23 protein-coding genes and 1 pseudogene are annotated in these 23020 nt (G+C 67.4%); 13 read left to right on the forward strand and 11 right to left on the reverse strand.

Annotation, left to right across the window (positions count from 1 at the left end; all coding sequences use genetic code 11):
- Positions 1–23: 23 nt before the first annotated feature.
- The 3 genes from IPM80_05125 to IPM80_05135 all read right to left on the reverse strand — a co-directional run bounded on the left by IPM80_05125 (position 24) and on the right by IPM80_05135 (position 2543).
- On the reverse strand, positions 24–815 hold the full coding sequence (locus tag IPM80_05125; GenBank protein MBK8957813.1) for an MOSC domain-containing protein: 792 nt from the start codon (positions 813–815) through the stop codon (positions 24–26).
- Between the two features lie 75 nt (positions 816–890).
- Complete coding sequence (locus IPM80_05130; GenBank protein ID MBK8957814.1) at positions 891–1781, reverse strand: transglycosylase SLT domain-containing protein; 891 nt, start codon at positions 1779–1781, stop codon at positions 891–893.
- Between the two features lie 153 nt (positions 1782–1934).
- Positions 1935–2543 carry a PEP-CTERM sorting domain-containing protein gene (locus IPM80_05135; protein ID MBK8957815.1) on the reverse strand — a complete coding sequence of 203 codons (609 nt, stop codon included), beginning with the start codon at positions 2541–2543 and terminating at the stop codon, positions 1935–1937.
- 265 nt (positions 2544–2808) lie between these two features.
- On the opposite strand from IPM80_05135, the gene IPM80_05140 reads away from it, so the two are divergent.
- The 5 genes from IPM80_05140 to IPM80_05160 all read left to right on the forward strand — a co-directional run bounded on the left by IPM80_05140 (position 2809) and on the right by IPM80_05160 (position 6441).
- Entirely contained in the window at positions 2809–3702 is an 894-nt protein-coding gene (locus IPM80_05140; GenBank protein ID MBK8957816.1) for an NAD(P)-dependent oxidoreductase, read from the forward strand.
- A gap of 36 nt (positions 3703–3738) precedes the next feature.
- Positions 3739–4587 (forward strand): MmgE/PrpD family protein, encoded by an 849-nt coding sequence (locus IPM80_05145; protein ID MBK8957817.1) that lies wholly within the window; start codon positions 3739–3741, stop codon positions 4585–4587.
- A complete protein-coding gene (locus tag IPM80_05150) occupies positions 4523–5119 on the forward strand; it encodes an MmgE/PrpD family protein (GenBank protein MBK8957818.1) in 597 nt (198 codons plus the stop codon). The genes IPM80_05145 and IPM80_05150 overlap by 65 nt, the downstream gene beginning before the upstream one ends.
- Positions 5120–5244: 125 nt before the next feature.
- Positions 5245–5634, forward strand: a complete 390-nt coding sequence (locus IPM80_05155) for a carboxymuconolactone decarboxylase family protein (protein MBK8957819.1) — start codon at positions 5245–5247, stop codon at positions 5632–5634.
- Positions 5635–5643: 9 nt separating this feature from the next.
- Positions 5644–6441, forward strand: a complete 798-nt coding sequence (locus IPM80_05160) for an N-acyl homoserine lactonase family protein (GenBank protein ID MBK8957820.1) — start codon at positions 5644–5646, stop codon at positions 6439–6441.
- A 20-nt stretch (positions 6442–6461) separates the two neighbouring features.
- On the opposite strand, the gene IPM80_05165 is transcribed toward IPM80_05160, so the two are convergent.
- The 5 genes from IPM80_05165 to IPM80_05185 form a co-directional block, all read right to left on the reverse strand.
- Positions 6462–8432 carry a cyclic nucleotide-binding domain-containing protein gene (locus tag IPM80_05165; GenBank protein ID MBK8957821.1) on the reverse strand — a complete coding sequence of 657 codons (1971 nt, stop codon included), beginning with the start codon at positions 8430–8432 and terminating at the stop codon, positions 6462–6464.
- A 65-nt stretch (positions 8433–8497) separates the two neighbouring features.
- Positions 8498–8875, reverse strand: a complete 378-nt coding sequence (locus IPM80_05170) for a RidA family protein (GenBank protein ID MBK8957822.1) — start codon at positions 8873–8875, stop codon at positions 8498–8500.
- A gap of 1 nt (position 8876) precedes the next feature.
- Positions 8877–9608: a hypothetical protein gene (locus IPM80_05175; protein ID MBK8957823.1), complete on the reverse strand. Its 732-nt coding sequence runs from the start codon at positions 9606–9608 to the stop codon at positions 8877–8879.
- Positions 9609–9636: 28 nt separating this feature from the next.
- Entirely contained in the window at positions 9637–11142 is a 1506-nt protein-coding gene (locus tag IPM80_05180) for an aldehyde dehydrogenase (GenBank protein MBK8957824.1), read from the reverse strand.
- Positions 11139–12041, reverse strand: coding sequence for a VOC family protein (locus IPM80_05185; GenBank protein ID MBK8957825.1), 903 nt, complete (start codon positions 12039–12041; stop codon positions 11139–11141). The genes IPM80_05180 and IPM80_05185 overlap by 4 nt, the downstream gene beginning before the upstream one ends.
- 179 nt (positions 12042–12220) lie before the next feature.
- Between IPM80_05185 and IPM80_05190 the strand changes: the two genes are divergently transcribed.
- From IPM80_05190 to IPM80_05210, 5 genes are all read left to right on the forward strand, one after another.
- A complete protein-coding gene (locus IPM80_05190; GenBank protein MBK8957826.1) occupies positions 12221–13600 on the forward strand; it encodes a carboxypeptidase regulatory-like domain-containing protein in 1380 nt (459 codons plus the stop codon).
- Positions 13486–13821 carry a hypothetical protein gene (locus IPM80_05195; protein ID MBK8957827.1) on the forward strand — a complete coding sequence of 112 codons (336 nt, stop codon included), beginning with the start codon at positions 13486–13488 and terminating at the stop codon, positions 13819–13821. Before IPM80_05190 ends, IPM80_05195 begins: the two co-directional genes overlap by 115 nt.
- A gap of 146 nt (positions 13822–13967) precedes the next feature.
- Positions 13968–14732 (forward strand): gamma-glutamyl-gamma-aminobutyrate hydrolase family protein, encoded by a 765-nt coding sequence (locus tag IPM80_05200; protein ID MBK8957828.1) that lies wholly within the window; start codon positions 13968–13970, stop codon positions 14730–14732.
- A 73-nt stretch (positions 14733–14805) separates the two neighbouring features.
- The gene (locus IPM80_05205) at positions 14806–15198 is read left to right on the forward strand and encodes a hypothetical protein (protein ID MBK8957829.1); all 393 of its coding nucleotides are present in this window, start codon (positions 14806–14808) and stop codon (positions 15196–15198) included.
- On the forward strand, positions 15195–17405 hold the full coding sequence (locus IPM80_05210; GenBank protein ID MBK8957830.1) for a hypothetical protein: 2211 nt from the start codon (positions 15195–15197) through the stop codon (positions 17403–17405). Before IPM80_05205 ends, IPM80_05210 begins: the two co-directional genes overlap by 4 nt.
- A gap of 72 nt (positions 17406–17477) precedes the next feature.
- Here the strand turns inward: IPM80_05210 and IPM80_05215 are convergent, their stop codons facing one another.
- On the reverse strand, positions 17478–19157 hold the full coding sequence (locus IPM80_05215) for a thiamine pyrophosphate-binding protein (protein MBK8957831.1): 1680 nt from the start codon (positions 19155–19157) through the stop codon (positions 17478–17480).
- A 149-nt stretch (positions 19158–19306) separates the two neighbouring features.
- Positions 19307–20360, reverse strand: a pseudogene (locus IPM80_05220) (pseudouridine synthase).
- A gap of 48 nt (positions 20361–20408) precedes the next feature.
- On the opposite strand from IPM80_05220, the gene IPM80_05225 reads away from it, so the two are divergent.
- Together IPM80_05225 and IPM80_05230 are read left to right on the forward strand one after the other, a co-directional pair.
- Positions 20409–20600: a hypothetical protein gene (locus IPM80_05225; protein MBK8957832.1), complete on the forward strand. Its 192-nt coding sequence runs from the start codon at positions 20409–20411 to the stop codon at positions 20598–20600.
- A complete protein-coding gene (locus IPM80_05230) occupies positions 20597–21097 on the forward strand; it encodes a DUF2938 domain-containing protein (GenBank protein MBK8957833.1) in 501 nt (166 codons plus the stop codon). Before IPM80_05225 ends, IPM80_05230 begins: the two co-directional genes overlap by 4 nt.
- A gap of 18 nt (positions 21098–21115) precedes the next feature.
- Here IPM80_05230 and IPM80_05235 read toward each other — a convergent pair whose 3' ends face one another.
- On the reverse strand, positions 21116–22132 hold the full coding sequence (locus IPM80_05235) for a helix-turn-helix domain-containing protein (GenBank protein ID MBK8957834.1): 1017 nt from the start codon (positions 22130–22132) through the stop codon (positions 21116–21118).
- Between the two features lie 170 nt (positions 22133–22302).
- On the opposite strand from IPM80_05235, the gene IPM80_05240 reads away from it, so the two are divergent.
- Positions 22303–22998 carry a glutathione S-transferase N-terminal domain-containing protein gene (locus tag IPM80_05240; protein MBK8957835.1) on the forward strand — a complete coding sequence of 232 codons (696 nt, stop codon included), beginning with the start codon at positions 22303–22305 and terminating at the stop codon, positions 22996–22998.
- The last annotated feature ends 22 nt before the right edge of the window (positions 22999–23020 follow it).

A 23020-nucleotide genomic window follows, 5' to 3' on the forward strand; every position in this document is an offset into this window, starting at 1 on the left:
TTGTCAGCGACAGCACTTCAAGCTCAGGGTAACAATTCGACCTTGTCGCCGACCTGCACGCGGCCGGGCTTCACCACTTCGGCATAGGTGGCGAAGCCGGGCGTCGCGTAGCCGGGCAGCATGCCGTCCGGCAACGCGGCTTTCTCGCGGTACTTGATCAAGCCGCGCATCACTTCCTGATCGCGCACGCCGCTGGCGGGATTGAAGCCCGTGATGCCACAGCGCGGCACCGGCGTGCGAACCCTGAGCGTGGCGGCGCCGACCTGGACCAGGCGACCGTCCCACGCGTCTTCTTCATGCTCGACGCTGTTCTCGAACACGAAGCCGGCACGGAAACGCGCCGCGTCCACCGGCGCGCCGACTTCGCGCGCCAGGCGGCGCAGCGAGCCGGTGGTGACGAAGGTGATGGGCAACACATCGACGCCGCCATTGCCGAGCGTGCAGCGCGCGAGCTGCATGGGGCGCGCGGCGAATTGCGAGAGCTCCTCGCTCCACGGTCCTTCCACCACCGCCATGTCGATGTCGCGCAAGCCGGCGTGGTTGACGGCAAAGCGTCGGCCGCTGCCGGCGGCCGGACCGCGCACGCAGCGCCCGTCGGGCAAGCTCAGGGTCAGCTGGTCGGCGCCGGCATCGAAGTCGAAGCGCAGCGGAAAGAAATCGCCATGCTTGTCCGACGAGACGAACTTGTCATCGGCCTCGACCAGCGCGAACTCGCGATCGTGACGGATGCCGGTGCTGAGCACGTCCACGCATTGCGGGTGCAGGAACTGGGTGGCTTTGACATGGACCTGGCCTATCTGCGCGACCGTCATCATCGATGCATCTCCCTTCGGCTGTGGCGGGTGTGAACACTGTGGCCGGTCATGATACGCCGCGGTGGGCGCACGCCCCTACTGGCGCAGCCGGGCAAATACCTGGGTGAGGCCCATCACGCGCTCGATGTATTGGCGCGGGTCGTGATCGCCACAGCGCTGGCCCGGCGTGAGCCGCAGGCCGCGCGCCGCATAGCGGTTGGCGGCGCCGGCGCCGCACAGGTGCGTGAGGATCGCGAGCTCCTGCTGCTGGCGCACATTCGCATGGCCGATGCGCTGCCGTGACAGGATCTCACGCACCCTGCGATCGAGGTTCGACGATGCGAGTTCGACGGCATGGGACGGGATCACCCGCGCATAGAAATTGTTGAACCAGCAGCTGCGCATGTCGTGCCACGGGCCGTCGGCCACCACGCGGTGATCGTGGATGCAGTAGCGCTTGGCCTCTTCGAACGTTCCGTCGGTGAATTGGTACATGCCGACCGCGCTGGATGCCGGTCGGTAGATCTCGAACAGGTTGAGGGTGGTGGACCAGCGCCAGTAGGTGCGCGCCACCGGGTTGCCCGAGGCTTCCTTCTGCGCGAGCGCGGCCAGCAGCTCGGGCGTCATGATGGCGGTCGAATGGGCGAGAAACAGCGGCCCGTAGCTGCGCCAGGTTTCACTCGGGGTCTTGTACAAGTCGTCGCTGACCGGGAAAAACAGCTCCGAGGGTTTGCGCACCACCTGGTAGAGCCAGTTGACGCCGGGCACCAACACCAGCGACAGCAGCACGCCGATCAGGAGGTACACCGCACTGGGCACGCGCGCGAGGCGCGTGATACGCGCCAGCCACAAGATGTGTCGCGGAACGACGGGGGAGCGACGGCTCGATGGCGGTTGCGCGCCGGCCGGCTTGCGTGGGCTGGCGCGCGATTTGGATTGGCGGCTTTTGGCGGCCCGCGGCTTGCGCGGATGAGAGGCTCGTGACATGGCGGCAGGCTGGCGTTCGAGGCCCAGCCTAGCGCGCTTACCCGAGCTTTTCGAGCGCCACTGTCACTCGATGAGCCTCCAGGTGCGAGTTCATTCGCACACTCAATCCCGCGTCCTCGCGATGTGCGTCGCGGCGCTGGCGCGCCGCCTCCATCACCCGCGAGCGCGACGCCGGCGCGCCACGCCTGCGATGCCGCCCAAGGCCAGCAGCGCGAGGCTGGAAGGCTCCGGCACGTCGGTCTGCACGCGGCTGAAATCCAGGCTCACATCGTCGAGGATCAGGCCCAGGTTGTCGCCGCCGGCGTTCTCGAAGCTGAGCGCACCGCTGCCCGCGGCAGCGGCCAGCGTGATGGTGCGGGTGATGTTCTGCAGGCCGGCGTTGAAAGCGAGGGTGAACACTTCGCTGTAGATGCTGCCGAGCGCCACCGTCACCGAGTTGCTGTCGCCGCGCGTCGAGCCACCGAGCTGGAAGTTCAGGGTGTAGGTGCCGGGCAACAGGTTGAACGCGGTGTTGGTCGTAATCTTGCCGGCGTTGCCCGACGAACCGTCGAGATCGAGATAGTGGCCGTTGCCGGGATAAAAATCGAAGGACCCGCCGGCACCGATGACGTCGATGGTGCCATCGCTGATCGTCCAGTTGTCCAGCCCGGTACTGAGGCCCAGGGCTTCGCTGTCGAAGTTGTCGCTGAACAGCGGCACGGCCTGCGCGGCGGTGGCGGACAATAGCGAGACGGCGAACGAGAGGGCGAGGGTGCGGCGCATGGGACTGTCCTTTTCGAACGGTGGTTGGCTTCGGGTCTTGACCTTGAACGGTCATCGGCCTCGACTCGAATGATTTCAGATGCCTTGCCGCGCGCGCCAGGGCAGGCCGGGTTAATAAGTGATAAATCCGGACGAAGTGTGATGGCTTCCCCTTAATGCGCGCCGGCTGACGGCAGGTTTTCCGCGCCGGTGCTGCCCACAAAGGGGATGCCGCGCCGCGCCCGTCGAGGCTACTATCCTTGCTCTGACACTTGGGGAGGTCGTCATGCAGCACAAGGTCTACGGATTCGTCGGCATCGGGCGCATGGGAAGTCTCATGGGTGCGCGCCTCCTCGAGCGCGGCCATGAAGTGCACGTGTATGACATCAGTGCCGATGCCGTCGCCGCGCTCACGGCCAAGGGCGCCAAGGCCGCCGCCTCGCCGCGCGCCGTCGGTGATGCCGCCGACGTCGTGTTCCTGAGCCTGCCCAATCCCGACATCGTGCGCGACGCCGCGCTCAACGCCGACGGCATCGTGCACGGCGCCCGCGCCAGGCGCGTGGTGGATTTCTCCACCATCGGGCCGCGCACCGCCGGCCACGTGGCCGACGCTTTCGCCGCGCGTGACATCGTCTACGTGGATGCTCCGGTCAGCGGCGGCCTGAAGGGCGCGCGCGAAGGCACGCTGGCGGTGATGGTGTCCTGCGCCAAGGCGGTCTACGCGGAACTCGAAGAGATACTGTCGCTGTTCGGCAAGCCCTTCCATCTCGGCGAACGCGCCGGCCAGGCGCAGACCATGAAACTCGCCAACAACCTGCTCGCCGCCGCCGCCATCGCGCTGACCTCGGAAGCGATGGTGATGGGCGTGAAGGCCGGCCTCGATCCCAAGGTCATGCTCGACGTGCTGAACGCAGGCTCCGGGCGCAACAGCGCCTCGCAGGACAAATTTCCGCGCGCCATCCTGCCCGGCACCTTCGATTTCGGTTTCGCCACCGGACTTTCCTACAAGGACGTGCGCCTGTGCATCGACGAAGCGGAAGCGCTGGGCGTGCCGATGGTGTGCGGCGCGACGGTGCGCCAGATGCTGGCCGTCACCAATGCCATGTACGGCGCCGATTCGGACTTCACCTCGATGTGCAAGGTCATCGAGTCGTGGGCCGGGGTCGAGGTGCGCGGCTGAGCGCGAAGCTGTGAACAACGCTAGCGGGAGACGCTCATGACGCTTGCCAGCCCCAGCCTTGCGACCGCCGAGGCGGCGCCGCTTGCCCGCCAGGTCGCCCGCGAGCTCCGCGCGATGCGCATCGAAGCCTTGCCGGCGGCGGTCATCGACAAGGTCAAGGTGTGCCTGTTCGACCTCGTCGGCTGCGCCTTCGAATCGCGCGACCTGCCCTGGAGTCGCCAGGCCCGCGCACTGGCCGAGCCGCTCGCCGATGGTGCGCGCGGCGCCAGCATCATCGGCGCCGCGGGGCGCGTGAACGCCGCCGAGGCGGCCTTCGCCAACGCCGTCATGGGTCATGGCCTGGTGCGTGAAGACATGCACTCCGGCAGCATCAGCCATCTCGGCATCATCGTGTTGCCGACCTTGCTGGCGCTGGCGCAAGCGCGCCGCGTCAGCGGCCGGGAATTCATCGCCGCGGCGGTGGTCGGCTACGAAGCGGGCGGCCAGCTCGGCCGCGCGGTGATGGATGCCGAAGTCGCGAAGATTCACCGGCCGACCGGCGTGACCGGGCCGTTCGCGGGCGCCGCCGCCGGCGCGCGTCTCCTGCAACTCGACGAGGATGCCGCCACCAGCGCGCTCGCGCTCGGCGCCAATACCACCGTCGGCTACAACCAGTGGGCGCATACCGGCGGCAGCGAAATGTTCTTCCAGGCCGGCTGCGCCGCGCGCAACGCGGTGATGGCGGTGCGCCTCGCCGAAGCCGGTGCATTTGCCTCGCCCAGCGCCCTCGACGGCGAGGCGGGCTTGTTCGCGGCCTTCGGCAAACGCGGCCGCGCCACCGATGGCGATGTTCGCCGGCGCGCCCGAGATCCTGTCGGTCTATCACAAGCCGGTGCCGGCCTGTAATTTCGCCCAGACCGCGAGCCAGGCGGCATTGCGCCTCGCGCGCGAGACGGCCATCGCACTCGACGACATCGCCGCCATCGCGGTGCGCGTACCGCGCGCCGGCAAGCTCTACCCGGGTTGCGATCACGGCGGCCCGTTCGCGCACATCCTGCAGGCCAAGATGAGCATCCAGTACAACGTCGCGGCGGCGCTCATCGAGCGCGGCGTGACGGAAAAAAACTTCGCGCTGCTGAACGACGCGCGCCTGCATCGCCTCATCGGCCTCATGCGCCTCGACGTCGACGACGCCATGACGGCGGCCTACCCGCTGCTGCAGGGTGGTGAGGTCGACATCCGTTTCAAGGATGGCAGCCAGCGTGCATTACGGCTCGACAACGTGGTCAACGCCGAACCGGCGGAAGTGCGTGCGCGCTTTCGCGCGGCGGTGCGCGAGGCGCTCGGCGCGCAACGTGCCGAGGCCATCGAACAATGCATCGAGCAACTGCCCGAGAGTGACGACGCCGGGCGCTTGAGCGCGTTGTTGGAAGCTTGAGACGCGGCGCCGGAGCGCCGTTCGGGCCGGATATTCATTGTGCGAATGAATTCGCACCTGCGCATTGCATGTGGGCCGCGCGCCCACGCAGCATCACCCATAGACGCACGAGACGGGAGAACAGCATGAACGACGATTTGTACGAGCGTGGCCTCGAGATCCGCAAGGCGGTCATCGGCAAGGAATTCGTCGACAAGGCGCTGGCCGCGGCCGACGACTTCAACATGCCCATGCAGCGTCTCACCACCGAGTACTGCTGGGGCGCGGTGTGGGGACGCGAGGGCTTGCCGCACAAGGTGCGCAGCATGATCAATCTCGCCATGTTGTCGGCCCTGAACCGCCCGACCGAATTCAAGACCCATGTCGGCGGCGCGCTGCGCAACGGCGTGACCAAGGATGAGATTCGCGAGGTGCTGATGCAGGTCGCGATCTACTGCGGCATTCCGGCCGGTGTCGAGGCTTTCCGCCTCGCCAAGGAAGCGATCAACGATTTCGAACGCAACGACAAGACCTGAGCGCACGCCATGGCCAACGACTGCTACGAAGTGCGCGCCATCCGCTATGCGCGCCACATGCGCCGCTCGTCGGAGAACTTCATCGGCGGCGACATCCACGACACCGAGATGCCGCTCAACTATTACGTGTGGGTGATCTCCAACGCCGAGCGCACCATCGTGGTCGACACCGGCTTCAACGAGGCGATGGCCGCCCAGCGCGGTCGCGAGATAGTCAAACCGGTGGGCGCGGGGCTGGCGGCGCTGGGCATCCACAGCGACACCGTCGACGATGTCATCATCACGCACATGCATTACGACCACGCCGGCAACATTCCGCTGTTTCCGCGCGCGCGCTTTCACCTGCAGGACCAGGAGATGGCGTTCGCGACCGGCCGCTGCATGTGCCACGGCCTGCTCAACCACGGCTACGAGGCCGAGGACGTCGTCAACCTGGTGCGCTGCGTGTTCGACCAGCGCGTGCACTTTCACGATGGCGCCGACGAAGTGGCGCCGGGCGTGGAAGTGCATCACATCGGCGGGCATACCAAGGGCCTGCAGGCGGTGCGCGTGCAGACCCGGCGCGGCTGGGTGGTGCTGGCTTCCGACGCCAGCCATTTCTACGCGCACATGGAGGGCGACCGTGCCTTCCCGGTGCTCTACAACCTCGGCGACATGCTGGCCGGCTACCAGACGCTGCGCCGCCTGGCCACCTCGCCGCGTCACGTCGTGCCGGGCCACGATCCTTTGGTGATGGCGCGTTACCCGGCCGCCGGCCAGGGGCTGAGCGACTGGATCGTGCGGCTCGACCTCGATCCCATGGACTGACAGAGGCGCGCCGCGGCGCGCTACTTGCGTTCCATCGCCTCGCTCTGGTTCAGCACGTCCTCGAGCAGTGGGTCGGTGAACTCCTCGTCGTCCTCGTATTCGTCGACGCCATCGGCGTCAGGCGACTCGGGCACCCGGAGCGCCTGCGCGGTTTCGTTGGCGGTGAGCGCCTCGATGGCATGGGCATGGCCGAGCCGCACGATGCGATCGAATTCATGCCAGTCCAGCATGCCGATGCGGAGCAAGGGCGGATTGAGATAGATGTCGCACAGGCGCTCGGCGCCGCGCTGGCGCGCGGTGCTGTAGAGCACACTGACGTTCATGAGGTAGGCGGGCAAGGAGGGCAGGCGATAACGGCGCTTGGCGCGCGGCCGCAGACGATCGCGCAGCAGCGCCCGGGTTCCCAGTACGTCGTCATGGGTGATGCGGCGTGGATTGCGATAGCCGAGATCGACACCGATCACCGTGCCGACGCCGCGCATGCGACGCAGCACGTCGACCGGAAAATTGTTGAAGGTGCCGCCGTCGAACAACAGATCGTGATCGCGGATCACCGGCGGCAGCGCACCGGGTATCGAAGTGCTGGCGAGCAGGCATTCGACGATGTTGCCGCTGGCGAGGGTCTGCTCGCGCGCCTTGGAATAGTTGGTGGCGATGCAGCAGCAGGTTTTCCACAGGTCTTCGAGATCGTGATCGCCGCCCATCAGGTTGCGCGCGGCGCGCGTCAACACACGTCGCAGGCGCTTGCCTTTGCTGAGCGACAACAGCGGCAGCAGGTTGAAGTCACCGATGGGGTTGCCGCGAAACGCCCTGCGTGCATTGGCGAATACCGCCGGCAGGTACTGGTCGGAGGCGGCGCAGACCGCCATCACCGCGCCGATGCTGGAGCCGACCGTGCAGTCCACCGGGATGCCCAGCTCATCGAGCGCTTCGAGCACGCCGAGATGCGCGATGCCACGCGCGCCGCCGCCGGCCAGCACCAGGCCGATGGCGCTGCGGCTTTCGATGCGGGCGAGGCGCGCGATGTCCGCCGCCAGCGTGGGCCGCAAGTGCAGGTGGCCGGCCAGCGGTCGCCGCGCCAGCCATGCGGCGGTATTGCGCGGCATCTGCACGCCCTCGTCGTGCAGCAGCACCAGGATTTCGGCGGCGCCGTCGCCGGGCGCGCGATTGGCCAGCAGCTTCTGTTCGAGGGGATGCACGGCGACCGGCTGCGTGGCGTCGGCGAGCAGCAGCAGTTCGTCGCAGTGGCGACAGCAACGCTCGGTCCACACGCCGAGCGCCGGGTCGGTCTGCAGCAGCACGTAGTCGGCGCGCGCTTCGACAGCGTCGAGCAGCATGGCGATACGACGGTTGACATCGACATCGTGCGCGCCGCTGTCGGCCAAGCCCGGCACGCCCAATTCCTCATCGACCATGTCCGCGTCCACCACCTGCACGCGGCCGATCTTGGCCAGCTCCAGCGCCAGTTCGTCGACGATGTAGTCCGCGTTGACGCCGTCGGTGATGGGCATCACCCCGATCACCACCGGCTTTTCCAGCGCCGGTTGATGCTGCGGATCCTGCAGGCGGCGGATGATCAGGCGCGTGAGCGCGATGGATACCTGCGCGCTGCCTTCGAGCAGCCGCGTGAAGCGGCTCTTGGGCAGTTTCACCAGCACCGAATCGCGCACCGCGGTGACCGTCGCGAGACGCGGCTCGTCGGTGAACAGGCTCATCTCGCCGACCACCTCGCCGCGCGCGATTTCGCTGATCACGCGCGAACCGCCGTCGCTGTCGCTGACCTGCACGCGCAGGCGACCGCTGAGCACGATGTACATCGCATCGCCGACCTCGCCCTGGCGCATCAAGGTCTCGCCGCCGCCGAGCTCCTGCCAATCGAGCTGCTCGCGGAACAAGGCGATGACGCTCGCATCGACGTCGCCCAGAAAGGCGCGCAGATGGCGTTCCAGCAAGGCCTCGAGGTGCGGGGCGTGATCGGCGTCGTGACCCATGGGGTTTCCGAGCGGGTCCGAAACGCTGCGCGTCCCCCGGAGCGTGGCAGCGCGTCGCGCCGCGGTCAGTCGTCAATGTAGGCCAGGAACGAGGCCGATATCACCTCGCCGCCGCCGAGATGGGTATGGCGCGCCGGACGCGACTCGGCATCGGGGAATTTCTGCACCCAGAACGCATCGCAGGCGGCGCGCGCATCGGCCGAGCCGGCCCAGAATTCCATCTTCGCCACGTGCCGCCAGTCAGCGCCGGCGGCCTTCAGCATTTCACCGACGTGGCGAAAGATATTGGTGTACTGGGCGCTGTAGCCTTCCGGCACATCACGCGTGCCGGGGTTGAAGGGCATGATCACGCTCGACACCAGCAGCGGCCCGATGCGCGACGCGACCGGGATGGCGGTGAGGTGGGCGAGTCCTTCGATGTGGATGCTGCGACGTGCGCCCATGTCATTGCCCTCGCCGCCGCGCGGCCTGCCATTGTTCGAACTCCGGCGTGCGTTCCTTGGAAAGCGGGAACAGGCCGATGGTCGGTTCGCCGGCGCTGACTCGTTCCAGCGCGAAGCGTTCGCGTTCTTCCTGGGCGAGCGCGTCGCGGATCACCTCGCCGAGCAGCGCCTGCGGGATCACCACCACGCCCTCACCGTCGCCCACCACCACGTCGCCCGGCACCACGAACACGCCGGCACAGGTCACGGGTTCATCGACCGAGAACGGCATGTGCTGGCGGCCGTAGGTCGCGCCGTGGGAGGCGAGATGATAGACCGGCATGTGCATGTCGAGGATGGCCGGCGTGTCACGCAGCGCACCGTCGGTGACGATGCCGGTGGCGCCGAGCTTGAAGGCGCGCGTGGCATAGATGTCGCCGATGGTGGCGGCGTCGGGCACGCCGCGCGCTTCGATCACCAGCACTTCACCCGGACGCATGCTCTCCACCACGCGCCGCTGCGCATTCAGGCCGCTCGCGTAGTGCGCCTGTTGATCTTCACGCAGCGCCACGTAGCGCAGGGTGCGCGCGCGGCCGACCATGCGCAGTGTCGGCTGCAAGGGCTTGAGGCCCGCCAGGAAGGTGCTGCGTATGCCGCGCTGTTGCAGCTGGTGGGTGAGCGTCGAGGTGGCGAGGCTGTTCAGCGCGCCTACTTCGTCGTCGCCCAGCGCGGGCAGGATGGGAGTCGTGGTCATGCGGATTCCTTGGGCAGTGTTGCGGGCGTCAGCGCGGCGTCAGGGTAAACGACGCGAAGCGCGTTTCGGTGTAGAACTCGCGACTGTGGCCGCCGCCTTCACGGCCGCTGCCGCTCTGCTTCACGCCGCCGAAGGGCTGGCGCAGGTCGCGTTCGAAGCCGGCGTTGATCCATATCATGCCGGTCTCAAGGCGGTGGCTGACGTAGTGCGCGGTGGTCTGCGATTCGGTCCAGATGTAGCCGGCCAGGCCGTAGCTCGAATCGTTGGCGATGGCGAGCGCGTGATCGGCGTCGTCGAACGGCATGATGACCGCCACCGGCCCGAAGATCTCTTCCTGGCAGATGCGCGCGTCGTTGTCGACGTCGACCACCGCGGTCGGCGCGACGAAATAGCCGCGCGCGCAGCCTTCCGCGCGTCCGCCGCCGAACAGGATGCGGCCTTCCTCGCGCGCCAGCGCCAGGTAGCCCATCACGCGCTCGTACTGGCGCTGATGCACCAGCGGGCCGAGACGCGTGGCGCGGTCGAAAGGGTCACCGGCCTTCCAACTCGTGGCGGCGGCGCTGAAGGCGGCCAGGAACTGCTCGTAGATCGGGCGTTGCACGAGGATGCGCGAGCCGGCGATGCAGGCTTGCCCGGCGTTCATGAATATCGAATGGGCGGCGGCCGGCACCGCGCGCTCGAGGTTGGCGTCGGCGAAAATGATGTTGGCCGACTTGCCGCCGAGTTCGAAGGACACGCGCTTCAGCTGGCGGGCGGCACGCGCGGCGATGTCGCGCGCGGTCGGCACCGAGCCGGTGAAGGACACGCCCGCCACGTCTTCATGCTCGACCAACGGCACGCCGGCTTCGGCGCCGTATCCCAGCACCATGTTGTAGACGCCGCTCGGCAAGCCGGCCTCGGCGAAGATCTCGCACAGCACCCGCATCGACAGCGGCGACAGTTCCGAAGGCTTGTGCACCGCCGAGTTGCCGTAGGCGATGCACGGCGCCATCTTCCAGGTCGACAGCATGAACGGCCCGTTCCACGGCGTGATGAGCCCGAACACGCCGGCCGGGTCGCGCAGCGTGTAGGTCATCAGGTTGTCGTCGCGATTGAAGGCCTCGTTGCCGGCCAGTTCCTGTTCCTGGGCGAAGAAACGGAAGTTCCACGCCGAGCGTTCGATCATCGGATGCGGGCCGCGCGTGGCCGGGCCGACCGGCGCGCCCATCTCCAGCGCCTGCAGGGCGATGATCTCGTCGGAGCGCGCTTCGATGAGATCGGCCACCTTGCATAGCAGCTTGCGTCGCCATGCGGGTTTGGCGCGCGACCACGCGCCGTCGTCGAAGGCCGCCTTGGCGGCCGCCACCGCCAGCGCGATGTCGGCGGCCGCGCCGCGTGCCGCGTGGGTGGTGAGCGTTTCGGTGGCGGGGTCGATGACCTCGAAGCGTTGGCCCGAGCGCGACGCCACGAACTCGTTGGCGATGAAGTGCAGCGGCGGCGTCACCGCCGGACGCGCCACCGTCATCGCGCCCGGCGTGCCGGCCGGCACGCTCACGGGTCGAGGCTCATGGCCGCGCCCATGCGTTCGCTGAACACGTGGCCGTAGGTATCGCGCACGTAGTATTCGGACTGGTGGGTGGCGGGGCGGCCGCCGTAGCCGATTTCGATCAGGAAGCCCGAGGGCGAGGCCACGTAGAACGACAGCATGTGATCGTTGGCGTGCTTGCCGAGACTGATCATGACCGGGTAGCGGCTGGCCTGCACCAGCTCATGGGTCATGAACACGTCGTCGAGATTGTCCACTTCCAGCATCAGGTGGTTGACGCTCTTGCGGCACGGCGGGCCGAAGGCAAAAGTGTGATCGCGCTGGTTGCAGTGCATGAACAGGATGTCGAACAGGCCGCCGTCGGGCGTCGGAATGCGGTACTCGAGACTGCCGCGCATGCCGAGCCGCCGGTAGAACTCGTAGCTGGCATCGAGACCGGCATGGCGCAGGATCATGTGGCCGACGCCGCCGTGATCGCCGGTCATGAAGCGTCCGTGCATGCGGCGGCCGGGGTGGAAGGGCTTGTGCGGATCGAGGCGCGGGCCATGGAAGATTTCCAGCGGATTGCCGGCCGGATCGCTGAGCGTCATGAGTTCCAGCACGCGCCGTTCGGCGGCACGGCGTGCGTCGGCGACTTCATGCGCGATGCCGGCGTCGCGCAACACCTGGGCCAGGGCCGCGAATTCCTGCGGTCCCGCCACGCGCAGGCCCGCCGCCAGCAGGTCGTCGGCCGGGTTCTGTTCGAGCACGATGCGGTGATGCCAGTAGTCGGTGCGCAGGTAAAGCCGGCCGGATTCTCCGGGCTCCTCGAACGCCTCCAGGCCGAGCAGCTCGGTGGCGAACTCGCGCCACTCGGCGAGGTTGGCGACGCCGAACACGACGTAGCCCAGTTCTGTCACGGCGCTCATGGGGCGCTCCCCTCGTTGCTGGACCGCTGGCTGCGGCAGGTGCGACATGGAACACCGCTTGGCCGAAGGAGGCAAGTGCCGGCCTTGCGCGCCACCGCCGGCTTGATCTGGATCGCCTTGGCGATTCAGCGTCGGTGCTCACAATGGCCTCGCCAGCACATCGCACGGGAGGGTGAACGATGATCAGGAACGGCATGGGCCTCGCGGCCGCAATTCTGTGGAGCGGCGTGGCAGGCGCCGCCGACCTTTCAGGCACGGTGACCGACGCTGCCGGCAAACCCGTGGCGGGTGCGTTCGTGACCGCCAGGAGCGCGGCGCGCGGCTGGGCGCAATCGGTGGTGAGCGACGCCGCCGGTCGCTACCGCCTGCCCGATCTCGCCGCCGACAGCTACACCCTGGCCGCCACGCGGCACGGCTACGACAGCGCGGCGCCGGCGACGGTGCAACTCGCCGCGAGCAACGCGCAACAGGATGTCGGGCTCACGGCCGCCGCCGATGCCAATGCGCGCATACCGGGCTACGCCTGGCTGGCGGCCTTGCCCGACAGCGAGTTCAAGGCGCGCTTCATCACCGGCTGCACCATCTGCCACGATGTCGCCGGTGAGCGCGTGCGCTTGCCCAAGGATCACGCCGCCTGGGTGGCGGCCATCGAGATGATGCGCAACCGCAAGCTCGACGTGTACAGCGTGATCCCGAATTTCGACAACGATGAACTCGCCGACTGGCTGGTCAAGAACCACTTCGGTGAAAAGCCGGCCACGGTGACACTGCCGGACCCGGGCAAGGACGCCACCGCCCACGCCGTGATCCGCGAATACGACGTCGGCGACGCCAACAGCTGGGCGCACGACATGGCCGTCGAGCCGGCCACCGGCGCGGTGTGGGTGGGCGACTATCCCTATGACAAGCTAATCCGCGTCGACCCGGACAGCGCCGCGCAAAAGGTCTACATCATCCCGGTCAAGGGCGGCGGCGCGCATACCCTGCATTTCGATCGCGACGGTGCGCTGTGGATCACCCTGCAGCTGGCGGACAAGGTGGTGCGCTTCGATCCCAAGACCGAGGCGTTCAAAGTCTTCGGCGGATTCCAGCAGGGCTCGCTGATCCATTCGTTCGCCTACGACGGTCGCGGCCTGATCCAGACCGACGCCCAGGGCCGGCTGTGGATGTCGGAGTTCGGCAAGAATGCCGTCACCAGTCTCGACCCCGTGAGCGGCGCGGTGCGCGAGTATCCGCTGCCGGGCGAGGTCGGCCACACCTACGGCATCGCGCTCGACAGCAAGGGACGCGCCTGGTACACGAAGTACAACGAGAATGTGTTCGGCATGGTCGAGCCCGATACCGGCAAGGTCACGGAAAAGACCCTGCCGCGTCCGTCCAGCGCCCCCCATCGCATGACCATCGACGGTCACGACCGCCTGTGGATCCGCTGTCGGGCTACGGCGTGCTGGCGAAGTACGACATCGCGGCCGACAAGCTCGAAGAGATCCCGCTGCCCGAGCCCGACACCTTTCCCTACGCGGCGCGCTACGATGCCGCCAGCGATTCGGTGTGGGTGATGGGCAACGGCGCGAACTCGCTGTACCGCTACTGGCCGACGGCCGCGCGCTTCGATACCTATCGACTGCCGTCACCGATCTCCTATGGGCGCATGATCGCGGTCGATTACGGGCGCGGCGAGGTGTGGACCTCGCTCGCCAACTATCCGACCAAGCACACCGGGCGCGGCACCGCGACCCTGGTGCGGGTCGGCGGCCTCAAGCCCGCGCCGGACAAGTAGCGGGCGGGGACGCGCCGCCTCCACGCTGGCCCGGGCGCGCCAGGGAGCGTCGTTCGCGCGGCAACGCAGCGCTTGCGCTTGCGGCGCCGCAGAGCGTTCGCGAGAATCGATGGCATGAACGTTCGCGCTGCTCCCGGAACCCTGCCATGACCGCGCGCCGCGCACTGGTCGGTGTGCCTGCCGACACGCTCATGCTCGGCGCCCAGTTGCACCATTCGGCCGGCGACAAGTACCTGCGCGCGGTGGCGGATGTCGCGGCCTGCGTGCCGCTCGTGATCCCGGCCATGGCCGACGTGCTGGATCTCGACGCGGTGCTTGCCGAGGTCGATGGCGTGTTGTTGACCGGCGCGGTATCGAACGTGCACCCGTCGCGCTATGGCGATGCCGCGAGCGCCGCCCACGAACCCTATGACCCGGTGCGTGACGACCTCACGCTCGAACTCATCCTGCGCTGCCGCGCACTGGAAATGCCGTTGCTGTGCATCTGCCGCGGTTTCCAGGAACTCAACGTCGCGCTGGGCGGCACGCTGGAAACGGAGCTGCAGCAGGCCGCCGGCCGCCTCGATCATCGCGCGCCCGCCAGCGAGGACGACGCGGTGCGTTACGGCCCCGCGCACGACATCGCCGTCCAGCCCGATGGCCAGCTGGCCGCCATTCTCGGCACCACGCGCACGCGCGTGAATTCACTGCATCGCCAGGGCATCGCGCGCCTCGCCGAGGGACTCGCCGTCGAAGCGCTGGCGCCCGACGGCATCATCGAGGCGGTGTCGGTGCGCGCGGCGCGCACGTTTGCGCTGGGCGTGCAATGGCACCCCGAGTACCGCGCCGCGCTCAACGCCGATTCGGTCAAGATCTTCACGGCCTTCGGCGACGCGGTGCGTCGCCATGCCGAAGCGCGCCGCGCGCATTAGCGGGGCCGCCGAGGCGAATTCGCCGTTACCGATGCCCGCTCCGGGCAATTCAATTCGCGCAAAGGACCATCGCATGCCGTTACGCAATCCGAACGATTATCGCGACAAGACCACCGACTGGCTGGCGCTGTTCGCTGCCAAACGTCGCGAAGCCCTCGCGCCGCTGGTGACGCCGGCGCTGCTGCGTGAGCACGAACAAGACCCGCGCGGTGGCGACACGCCCCACAGTTTCGCGCTGCAGGACGTACTGAACTACGTGCACAACATGCCGACCGACGGCAAATCCTTCGCCTATGCCGAAGTGCCCTACCAGCGCTACCGCGTCGGCATCATGCGCGCGCGTGGCAGCGCGCCGACGCTCAGCGATGCGCGCGCGTTCGCCAGCGAGCGCGAGGCGGTGCACGCGGTATTCCTCGAACGTCTCGAGGCCTTGGGCCTGGTCGGCAAGGGAGCATCGAAAGCATGAAGACCCGACAGATCCGAGGCTATTGCGATCGTCCCAACGTGCGGCCGGGTGAAGCCCTCGATTTCTTCGTCAGCAGTCCGACGCCCGGCGCCTATCGCACCGAGCTCGTGCGCCTCATTCATGGCGATCGCAATCCGCTGGGACCGGGCTACAAGGAACAGGCGGTGGCCGGCGCGCCGCACGGCGAACTGATGGCGACGACGCAGTTCACCCAGCTCGGCGGCCACGTGGTGGTGACGGATGCGCAAGGCGCGCTGGCCGCGCGCGAGGGGCTCACCTTGCACCTCCACCTGTGGTCGACCTTGCCGGCCAAACGCCAGGGCGTGGTGTCGCGCTGGTGCGAGGCCGAGGGCGCGGGCTGGGCGCTGATGATCGACAACGGTCACCTGGTGCTGGTGGCCGGCGATGGCAACGAGGTGTCGCGTGTCGCGTCACCGAAACCGCTGTTTCCCGAAGTCTGGTACTCGGTGGTGGCGCGCATCGATGTCGAGGCCGCCGAGCTCACGCTGTCGCAGGTGGTGACCCTCAACAGCGTCAACAGTCGTTTCGGACGCATGGTCGATCTCGATTCCGACGCGACCGCCAGCGCGCCGCTCGCCGCCGCGCCGAGCGCGCCCGCCGTGCCGCTGGTGATGGCCGGCGTGGCGAGCGACGCGACCTCGAGCCGGGTCACGGCGCTCTACAACGGCAAGCTCGATGCGCCGCGCCTGTGGGGCACGGCCTTGAACGACGCCGACTGCGCGAGCCTGCATGGCGGTGGCGCGCTGCCCGGCGCGCTCGCCCACTGGGATTTCGCCGCCGGCATCACGCGCGACGGCATCGGCACCGACGCGATATGCGACGTGAGCGGTCTTGGTTACCACGGGCGCTGCATCAACCAGCCGGATCGCGGCATGACGGGCTGGAACTGGGACGGACGCGAAGAGCACTTCATCCATTGTCCCGCGCAATACGGCGCCATGTGGTTCCATGAAGACAGCCTCGACGACAGCCGCTGGCAAAAGTCCTTGACGCTCACCATCCCGGCCGATCTGCCGAGTGGCGCCTATGCCTTGAAGCTCGTGCAGGGCGAGGCCGTCGATCGCGTGCCGTTCTTCGTGGCGCCGCCGCCGGGCGAGGCCACGGCCCGCATCGCGGTCGTGATCCCGACCTTCAGCTATCTCGCCTACGCCAATTCGCAGGTGCTGCAGAACGCCGCCACCGGCCAGAGCGTGATGGGGGTGATCACCACGCTCGACGACCTGGATCTCGAACTCCACACCACGCCGCAGCACGGCCTGTCGACCTACGACTACCACGTCGACGGACGCGGCGTCGGCTACAGCACCTGGCGTCGGCCGATCCTCAACATGCGTCCCGACTATCGCCACGAGTTCGGTACGGTGTGGCAGTTCCCGGCGGACCTGCATCTCATCGACTGGCTGACCGTCAAAGGTTTCGCCTTCGATGTCATCACCGATCATGACCTGCACCAGGAAGGCGCGGCGCTGCTGCGTCGCTACGCGGTGGTGATTTCGCCATCCCATGCCGAATACACCTCGTCGCAAATGCTCGACGCCTACGAGCAGTATTTCGCCAGCGGCGGGCGCGGCATGTACCTCGGCGCCAATGGCTTCTACTGGATCACGAGCCAGCACCCGGACAAACCGTGGCTCATCGAAGTGCGCAAGGGCGAGAGTGGCGACCAGGCGTGGCGCGCGCGGCCCGGCGAGCTCTACCACAGCACCACCGGCGAACGCGGCGGCCTGTGGCGGCATCGCGCCCGCGCGCCGCAGAAGATCTGGGGCACCGGTTACACCGCGCACGGCCTGGACGTCTCGGCCGGCTACTACCAGTTGCCCGATGCGCGTGACCCGCGCCTGGCGTGGATAGTCGCAGGCATAGGCGCGGACGAAGTCATCGGCGATTTCGGTCTCGTCAACGGCGGCGCCTCGGGCCTGGAAATGGACAGGTCGATTACAGCCTCGGTTCGCCGCCCAACACCATGCTGCTCGCCACTTCCCATGGCCACACCGCGAGCGCGATGCTGGTGCCGGAAGACCAGTACTTCGCTTATCCCGGCATCACCGGCCGCGACAACCCGCTGGTGCGCGCCGACATCGCCTACGTCACCACGCGCAATGGCGGCGCGGTGTTCTCGGCCTCGTCGATGGCGTGGTGCGGCAGCCTGTCGTGGAACGTTTATGCCAACAACGTCTCGCGCATGACCGAGAACGTGCTGCGACGTTTCGCCGAGGACGGGCCGCTCAGCGAGGTGGTGTGAGCGGCGCTGCTCGAAGTCACTCCACCGTGACTTCGATCTCCACCAGGTTGGGCCGGCACGACACGATGCCCTGGTTGACCGCCTCGTGGATCTCGTCGGCGCGCGTCACGCGCCGGCTCGGCACACCCATGGATTGCGCGAGGGCCAGGAAGTCGACCGCCGGCGAGACCAGATCCATGCCGATGAATTCGCCGGTGCGCGCCGACAGGTAATGGGGCTGCGAGCGCATGAAGTTCTTGAGCACGTTGTATTCGCGGTTGTTGATGACGACGAAGGTCACCGGCAGGTCTTCGTGCGCGGCGGTCCACAGCGCCTGGGGTGAGTACATCGCCGCGCCGTCGCCGACCAAGGACACCACGGGCTGACGGCCGAGGCCCAGCGAAAAGCCCACCGCCGCTGGCATGCCCCAGCCCAAGGCGCCACCGCGCAGGAAGGAATACTGGCGCGTCGAGCCGTTGTGCAGGAAGGCGCGCAGATGCGCGGCGGTGGCGATGGCTTCGTCGACGATGGGCGTCGCGCCGATGGTTTCGGCCAGGATCTTGGCCGCCACCATGGGATGCAGTTCGGCATGCGTGGCGAGCTCGCCAGCGCGGCGTTCGAGCGCGGCCTTGCGCGACGCGAAGGCCTGGCGTGCTTCATCGCGCGCGGCGCGGTATTCAGCGTCACGCGGCGCGATGCGCTTGGCGATGATGCCGTTCAGTGATTTCAGCGACAGCTCGATATCGCCCACCACCGACAGCTTGGACGGAAACGTGCGGCCGAGATCGCGGCCGTCGACCGACAGTTGGAACAGCTCGCAACCGTCCGGCAGCGCCGAGGCCTCGGTGTAGAGGATGGTGATGAAGGACTTGCCGCCGAGCGCAAACACGCAATCGAAGCCGCTCATCGCCTGGGCAATTTCAACCGCGCGGGTCGAGAGGTTGCCGCGCCACAGGTAGTGGCTGGTCGGGTAGGGAATATGCGCGGGCCACGACGAACCGAACACCGGCGCCGCCAGCAGTTCCGCCAACTGCACCACTTCCTTGTAGGCATCGTGATGGGAGATCTCGTCACCGGCGATGATCGCGACCTTGCCCGGCGCCACCGCCGTCAATTCGATGGCGAGTTCATTGAGGGAGCCGGCGATCGGGCGGCGGTCGACATGCGAGGTGCGCGCCTCGGTGATGGTGCTGGTCGCTTCCATCACGTCCATCGGCAGCGACAGGAACACCGGTCCGCGCGGCGGCGCCATGCAATCCTGGAAAGCGCGATGGGTGAGGATCGCGATCTGGTCCGGCGAGGTGATCTCCGCCGCCCACTTGCAGGCCGGGCGCGCGATCGAGACCAGGTCACCCTGCAGCAGGGGATCGGTGATGGCATGCCGTGAATCCTGCTGACCGGCGGTCACCACCAGCGGCGTGCCCGAGGTGTAGGCATTGAGCAGATTGCCCAAGCCATGGCCGAGGCCGCCGGCGGTGTGCAGGTTGATGAAGCCCGGCTTGCCCGAGGCCTGTGCATAGCCATCGGCCATCGCGACCACGGTCGCTTCCTGCAGCCCCAGCACGTAATGCAGGCGCGGCCGGTCGACCAATGCGTCGATGAGCGGCAATTCGGTGGTGCCCGGGTTGCCGAAAATGAATTCGCAGCCTTCGCTTTCGAGAACGTCGAGCAGGATGTTGGCGCCGGTACGCGCGGCGCTGTGGCGATGGTTTGGCATGGAGCCCTCTGGTCTTTTGAATCAGTGGTGTTGTCGGCATCGGCGCGCGCTTGTGACGCGATACCGATGGCGGTCGGTGGTCGGCGCCGGGTAGGCGCCATGACAACGGGATTATAGAGGCGCGCGTGCCCGCGGTCGCCGCTACCCTCTCATTCGAGACGGCGCGTGCTTTCGAAATGACGCCACTCGCCGCTCAAGGGATCCTCGAATTCGAGCGAGCGCGCCAGCAGTTGCAGGGGCCGGGCGTAGTCGTCAGCCGGCGCGCGCCAGTCACCGGCATCACGCGCCCCCGGGCAGGGCGCTTGCATCGAGTTCGGGATACAGCGTGTCGCCTTCGATGGGCGCGCCGAGGGCGGCCATGTGCACACGCAATTGATGTTTGCGGCCGGTCTCGAGCCTGAGCCGGTAGCGCGCCCGTGGCTGTCCGTCGTGCGGCGCCAGCAGATCCATCGCCTCGAGCACCGTCGTCGCATTGGCCGCCCCCGGTTCTTCGCGCATGCGAAAGAAGGGCTCACCGCGCTCGATGCGCGACTCGCGTCGATGCGGCAAGGCCAGTCGTGGCAGCGGCGCGGCGATGGCTTCGTAATTCTTCTGTACGCGGCCGGTGCGGAACAGCGCCTGGTAGAGGCCGCGCGTCGTGCGCTGCGCCGAGAACACCACCAGGCCCGCCGTGCCGCGGTCGATGCGATGCAGCGGCACGAGCTCGGGATTGGCGAGGGAATCAATCAAGCGCGCGAGCAGCGTTTCACGAACGAAGCGCCCGGCGGGTATCACCGGCAGGAAATGCGGCTTGTCGGCCACCACGAGGTGCGCGTCCTGGTACACCACGGACTCCGTGAAGGGAATGCGCGTTTCGTCTTCGACCTCGCGGAAGTAATGCACGGTGAGGCCGAGGCGGTAAGGGTGGTCGACGTCGATGGCTTGATGCGCGGCATCGAGCACGCGGCCGCGCTCGAAGCGCGAGCGCCACTCGGCGGGCGTGATCGTGGAAAAATGCGCGCACAGACATTCATATACCGTGCGCCATGGGCCGGGTGGCAGGCGCAAGGTGCTGGGAGTAGTGGTCATGACGAAACTGTCGCGCATCGCTGGTCGGGATGTCGAGCAAGGGTGTCCGAATAAATTCGGACCTACCACGCACATGGCCCGGCCTCTTCGTCGTAGGTCCGGTTTCAACCGGACATTGGTAGGATCGCCTTGCATCGAGCGCAGGCGCAAACTCGGGCAGCGCAACCATCACGGAGAGACGCCATGCCGAGCTTCGAAATTCGTCACGCCGAAGACAGCGTCTGGGCCAGCGTCGCGCCCGGCATTTGCGTGCGCGATCTGCGCCTGGCTGAGCTGACCGACGGCGCCTGGACCCTGCAGCTGGGCGGAGGCGGGGGCGCGTCACCCATGGCTGGCCGTGACGCGCGGCACGCGCGCCACGGGCTGCAATCATGACGTTCGAATTCGCACCAGTGCTCAAGGCGGCGTGCATCGGCATCGGCGGTACGGTGGCGCTCGATCTATGGGCCGTGGTGCTGAAAAAAGTAAGCGGTACGCCGGGCACGAACTGGGCCATGGTCGGGCGCTGGCTGGGTCACATGCCGCACGGGCGGTTCATGCACGATGCCATCGGCATGGCCGAACCCGTCACACATGAATTGCTGCTCGGTTGGGCGTTTCACTACGCCATCGGCGTGGCCTATGGCCTGCTGCTGATCGCCACCGCCGGCACCACGTGGCTGCAATCCCCGTCGCCGTTCGAGCCGGTGGCCCTGGCCCTCGCGCTGCTGGCCGCGCCCTATTTCGTGATGATGCCGGGCCTGGGCCTCGGCATCGCGGGTTCGCGAACGCCGAGGCCGCAGCTCACTCGCCTCCGATCGGCGGCCGCGCACACGGTGTTCGGTCTCGGCATGTACGCCACCGCGCTCGCGCTGCGGAGCCTGGCGCACTGAATGGCGTATCTGCCCGCCTCACTTGCCGCTGACGGGCGCGGCATTGGCGGTCAAGGGGCGCGTACGAAAGCTCTCGCGGTAGCGCGATGGCGTCATGCCCATGTGGCGCTTGAACAAGCCGCGAAAGAACGCCGGGTCGCCATAGCCGACACGGGTTGCAACCTGGTCAATGGCCAGCGTATCGCTTTCGAGCAATCGCCGTGCGGCGTTCAGCCGCATTTTCTGCACGTAGGTCTTGGGCGGATCGCCAAACGCATCCTGGAAGTGGCGATAGAAAGTGCGCCAGCTCATGCCGAAATTGTGCGCCAGCGCTTCGAAGTTGATCGGCTCATGGAAGTGCCCCATGAGCCAGTTCTCGACCGCCAGCATGGCGCCCGACGAGGCGCAGGTCCGCGGGATCAGCGGCGGTGGCACTTGTTGGCGCACGCGCGGGAGATCGGCCAGGAACCATTGTGCGCAGGCCAGCATGGTGTCGCGGCCGCACAGCTGATTGACCAGGTAGAGCGTGAGATCGATCGTCGCGCTGGCGCCGCAACAGGAATAGATGCCCTGGTCTTCCACCACCATGCGTTCGGCCGTCCAGTGCACGGCCGGAAAGCGTCGACGCACTTCGTCGACCAGGCTCCAGTGCATGGCCACCGTGCGCCCGTCCAGCAGTCCACCGTAGGCGAGCAAGGCCTGGCTCGGGCACACCATCGCAATGTGCGCGCCACGCGCCACCTGTGCTTTCAGCCAGTCGAGCATGCCGGCATGGGCGCCGATCACTTCGTCGACGTTGCATGGCATGCCGGCCAGGAAAATCACGTCGGCCGGACGCACGTCTTCAATCGAACCGACCGGCGTGATGGTCACGCAGCCATCGCAGGTGACGGCGCCGCCATCGCGGGTGACCACCGAGATCTCGAACGGCGGGTTCGGGCCCGCGCGCCGCGCCGCGTAATCGAAAACTTCCAGCGGCGCGGTGGTGGTCGACGCGTTGCCGCCGGTGAAGGACACCAGGGCGAGGTGCTGGGGGCGGGGTGGTGGTGCGTTCATGGGAATTTCCCGGTCGAGATGTGTATCGAGGCAGTGGCGAAACCACCTTGGGAATATGTCACTTTCGCCAGCTTGTGTCGACGCGGCGCGAAACGCGAGCATGGGCCAACGCCTGTGGCAGCGCACAGCTCTGCCAGGCGCACCGTGATGTTCGCAGGGAGAGACGGCGCGTGACCATCCAGTTGTATGACCTTGCGGGCGCGGACCCGCGCTTCCTGTTCAGCCCGTTCGCCTGGCGCGTGCGCATGGCGCTCCTGCACAAGGGCCTGGCATTCGAAGTGTTGCCGTGGCGCTTTTCCGAGCGCGACGCGTTGGCGGCGTCCGGTCACGACTCGGTGCCGGTGATCCGCGACGGCGACACCTGGGTGGGCGACAGCTGGGAGATCGCAGCCTATCTCGACCGCCGTTATCCCGAGCGTCCGCTGCTCTTTCCGTCGCCTTGCGGCCAAGCCCATGCACGCCTGGTCGCCGCGCTGTGTGGCAGCCTGCTGTTCCCGGCCGCGGTGCCCATCGGTGTGCTGCAGGCTTTTCGCCTGCTGAGTCCGGCCTGCCAGCCGTATTTCCGCGCCAGCCGCGAAGCGATGTTCAAGGCACGCCTCGAAGACGTACATGCCGACGAGCACCCGGGGCGCGCGCGCCTGGCCGAGGCCTTGCGGATCTTCGACGAGGTGTTGGCCCACCACGACTTCATCGGCGGTGCGGATCCTACCTATGCCGATTTCCTGGTGTTCGGGATCTTGAAATGGCTGGACATCGTCAGCGCCTACGCGCCGCTCGCCGCCACCACCCCGAGCGGCCAATGGTTCACCCGCCTCAACGAGGCTTACGACGGTTATGCGGGACGCGTGCCGCGCGTCCGCGATTGAATACGCCCAGCGAATGACGGAG

Source organism: Pseudomonadota bacterium, assembly GCA_016719885.1.
Taxonomy (GTDB): Bacteria; Pseudomonadota; Gammaproteobacteria.

Coding starts and splice junctions, on each gene's coding strand:
- IPM80_05125 (MBK8957813.1), bottom strand. CDS start 815: ATGATGACGGTCGCGCAGATAGGCCAGGTCCATGTCAAAGCCACCCAG.
- IPM80_05130 (MBK8957814.1), bottom strand. CDS start 1,781: ATGTCACGAGCCTCTCATCCGCGCAAGCCGCGGGCCGCCAAAAGCCGC.
- IPM80_05135 (MBK8957815.1), bottom strand. CDS start 2,543: ATGCGCCGCACCCTCGCCCTCTCGTTCGCCGTCTCGCTATTGTCCGCC.
- IPM80_05140 (MBK8957816.1), top strand. CDS start 2,809: ATGCAGCACAAGGTCTACGGATTCGTCGGCATCGGGCGCATGGGAAGT.
- IPM80_05145 (MBK8957817.1), top strand. CDS start 3,739: ATGACGCTTGCCAGCCCCAGCCTTGCGACCGCCGAGGCGGCGCCGCTT.
- IPM80_05150 (MBK8957818.1), top strand. CDS start 4,523: ATGGCGATGTTCGCCGGCGCGCCCGAGATCCTGTCGGTCTATCACAAG.
- IPM80_05155 (MBK8957819.1), top strand. CDS start 5,245: ATGAACGACGATTTGTACGAGCGTGGCCTCGAGATCCGCAAGGCGGTC.
- IPM80_05160 (MBK8957820.1), top strand. CDS start 5,644: ATGGCCAACGACTGCTACGAAGTGCGCGCCATCCGCTATGCGCGCCAC.
- IPM80_05165 (MBK8957821.1), bottom strand. CDS start 8,432: ATGGGTCACGACGCCGATCACGCCCCGCACCTCGAGGCCTTGCTGGAA.
- IPM80_05170 (MBK8957822.1), bottom strand. CDS start 8,875: ATGGGCGCACGTCGCAGCATCCACATCGAAGGACTCGCCCACCTCACC.
- IPM80_05175 (MBK8957823.1), bottom strand. CDS start 9,608: ATGACCACGACTCCCATCCTGCCCGCGCTGGGCGACGACGAAGTAGGC.
- IPM80_05185 (MBK8957825.1), bottom strand. CDS start 12,041: ATGAGCGCCGTGACAGAACTGGGCTACGTCGTGTTCGGCGTCGCCAAC.
- IPM80_05190 (MBK8957826.1), top strand. CDS start 12,221: ATGATCAGGAACGGCATGGGCCTCGCGGCCGCAATTCTGTGGAGCGGC.
- IPM80_05200 (MBK8957828.1), top strand. CDS start 13,968: ATGACCGCGCGCCGCGCACTGGTCGGTGTGCCTGCCGACACGCTCATG.
- IPM80_05205 (MBK8957829.1), top strand. CDS start 14,806: ATGCCGTTACGCAATCCGAACGATTATCGCGACAAGACCACCGACTGG.
- IPM80_05210 (MBK8957830.1), top strand. CDS start 15,195: ATGAAGACCCGACAGATCCGAGGCTATTGCGATCGTCCCAACGTGCGG.
- IPM80_05215 (MBK8957831.1), bottom strand. CDS start 19,157: ATGCCAAACCATCGCCACAGCGCCGCGCGTACCGGCGCCAACATCCTG.
- IPM80_05225 (MBK8957832.1), top strand. CDS start 20,409: ATGCCGAGCTTCGAAATTCGTCACGCCGAAGACAGCGTCTGGGCCAGC.
- IPM80_05230 (MBK8957833.1), top strand. CDS start 20,597: ATGACGTTCGAATTCGCACCAGTGCTCAAGGCGGCGTGCATCGGCATC.
- IPM80_05235 (MBK8957834.1), bottom strand. CDS start 22,132: ATGAACGCACCACCACCCCGCCCCCAGCACCTCGCCCTGGTGTCCTTC.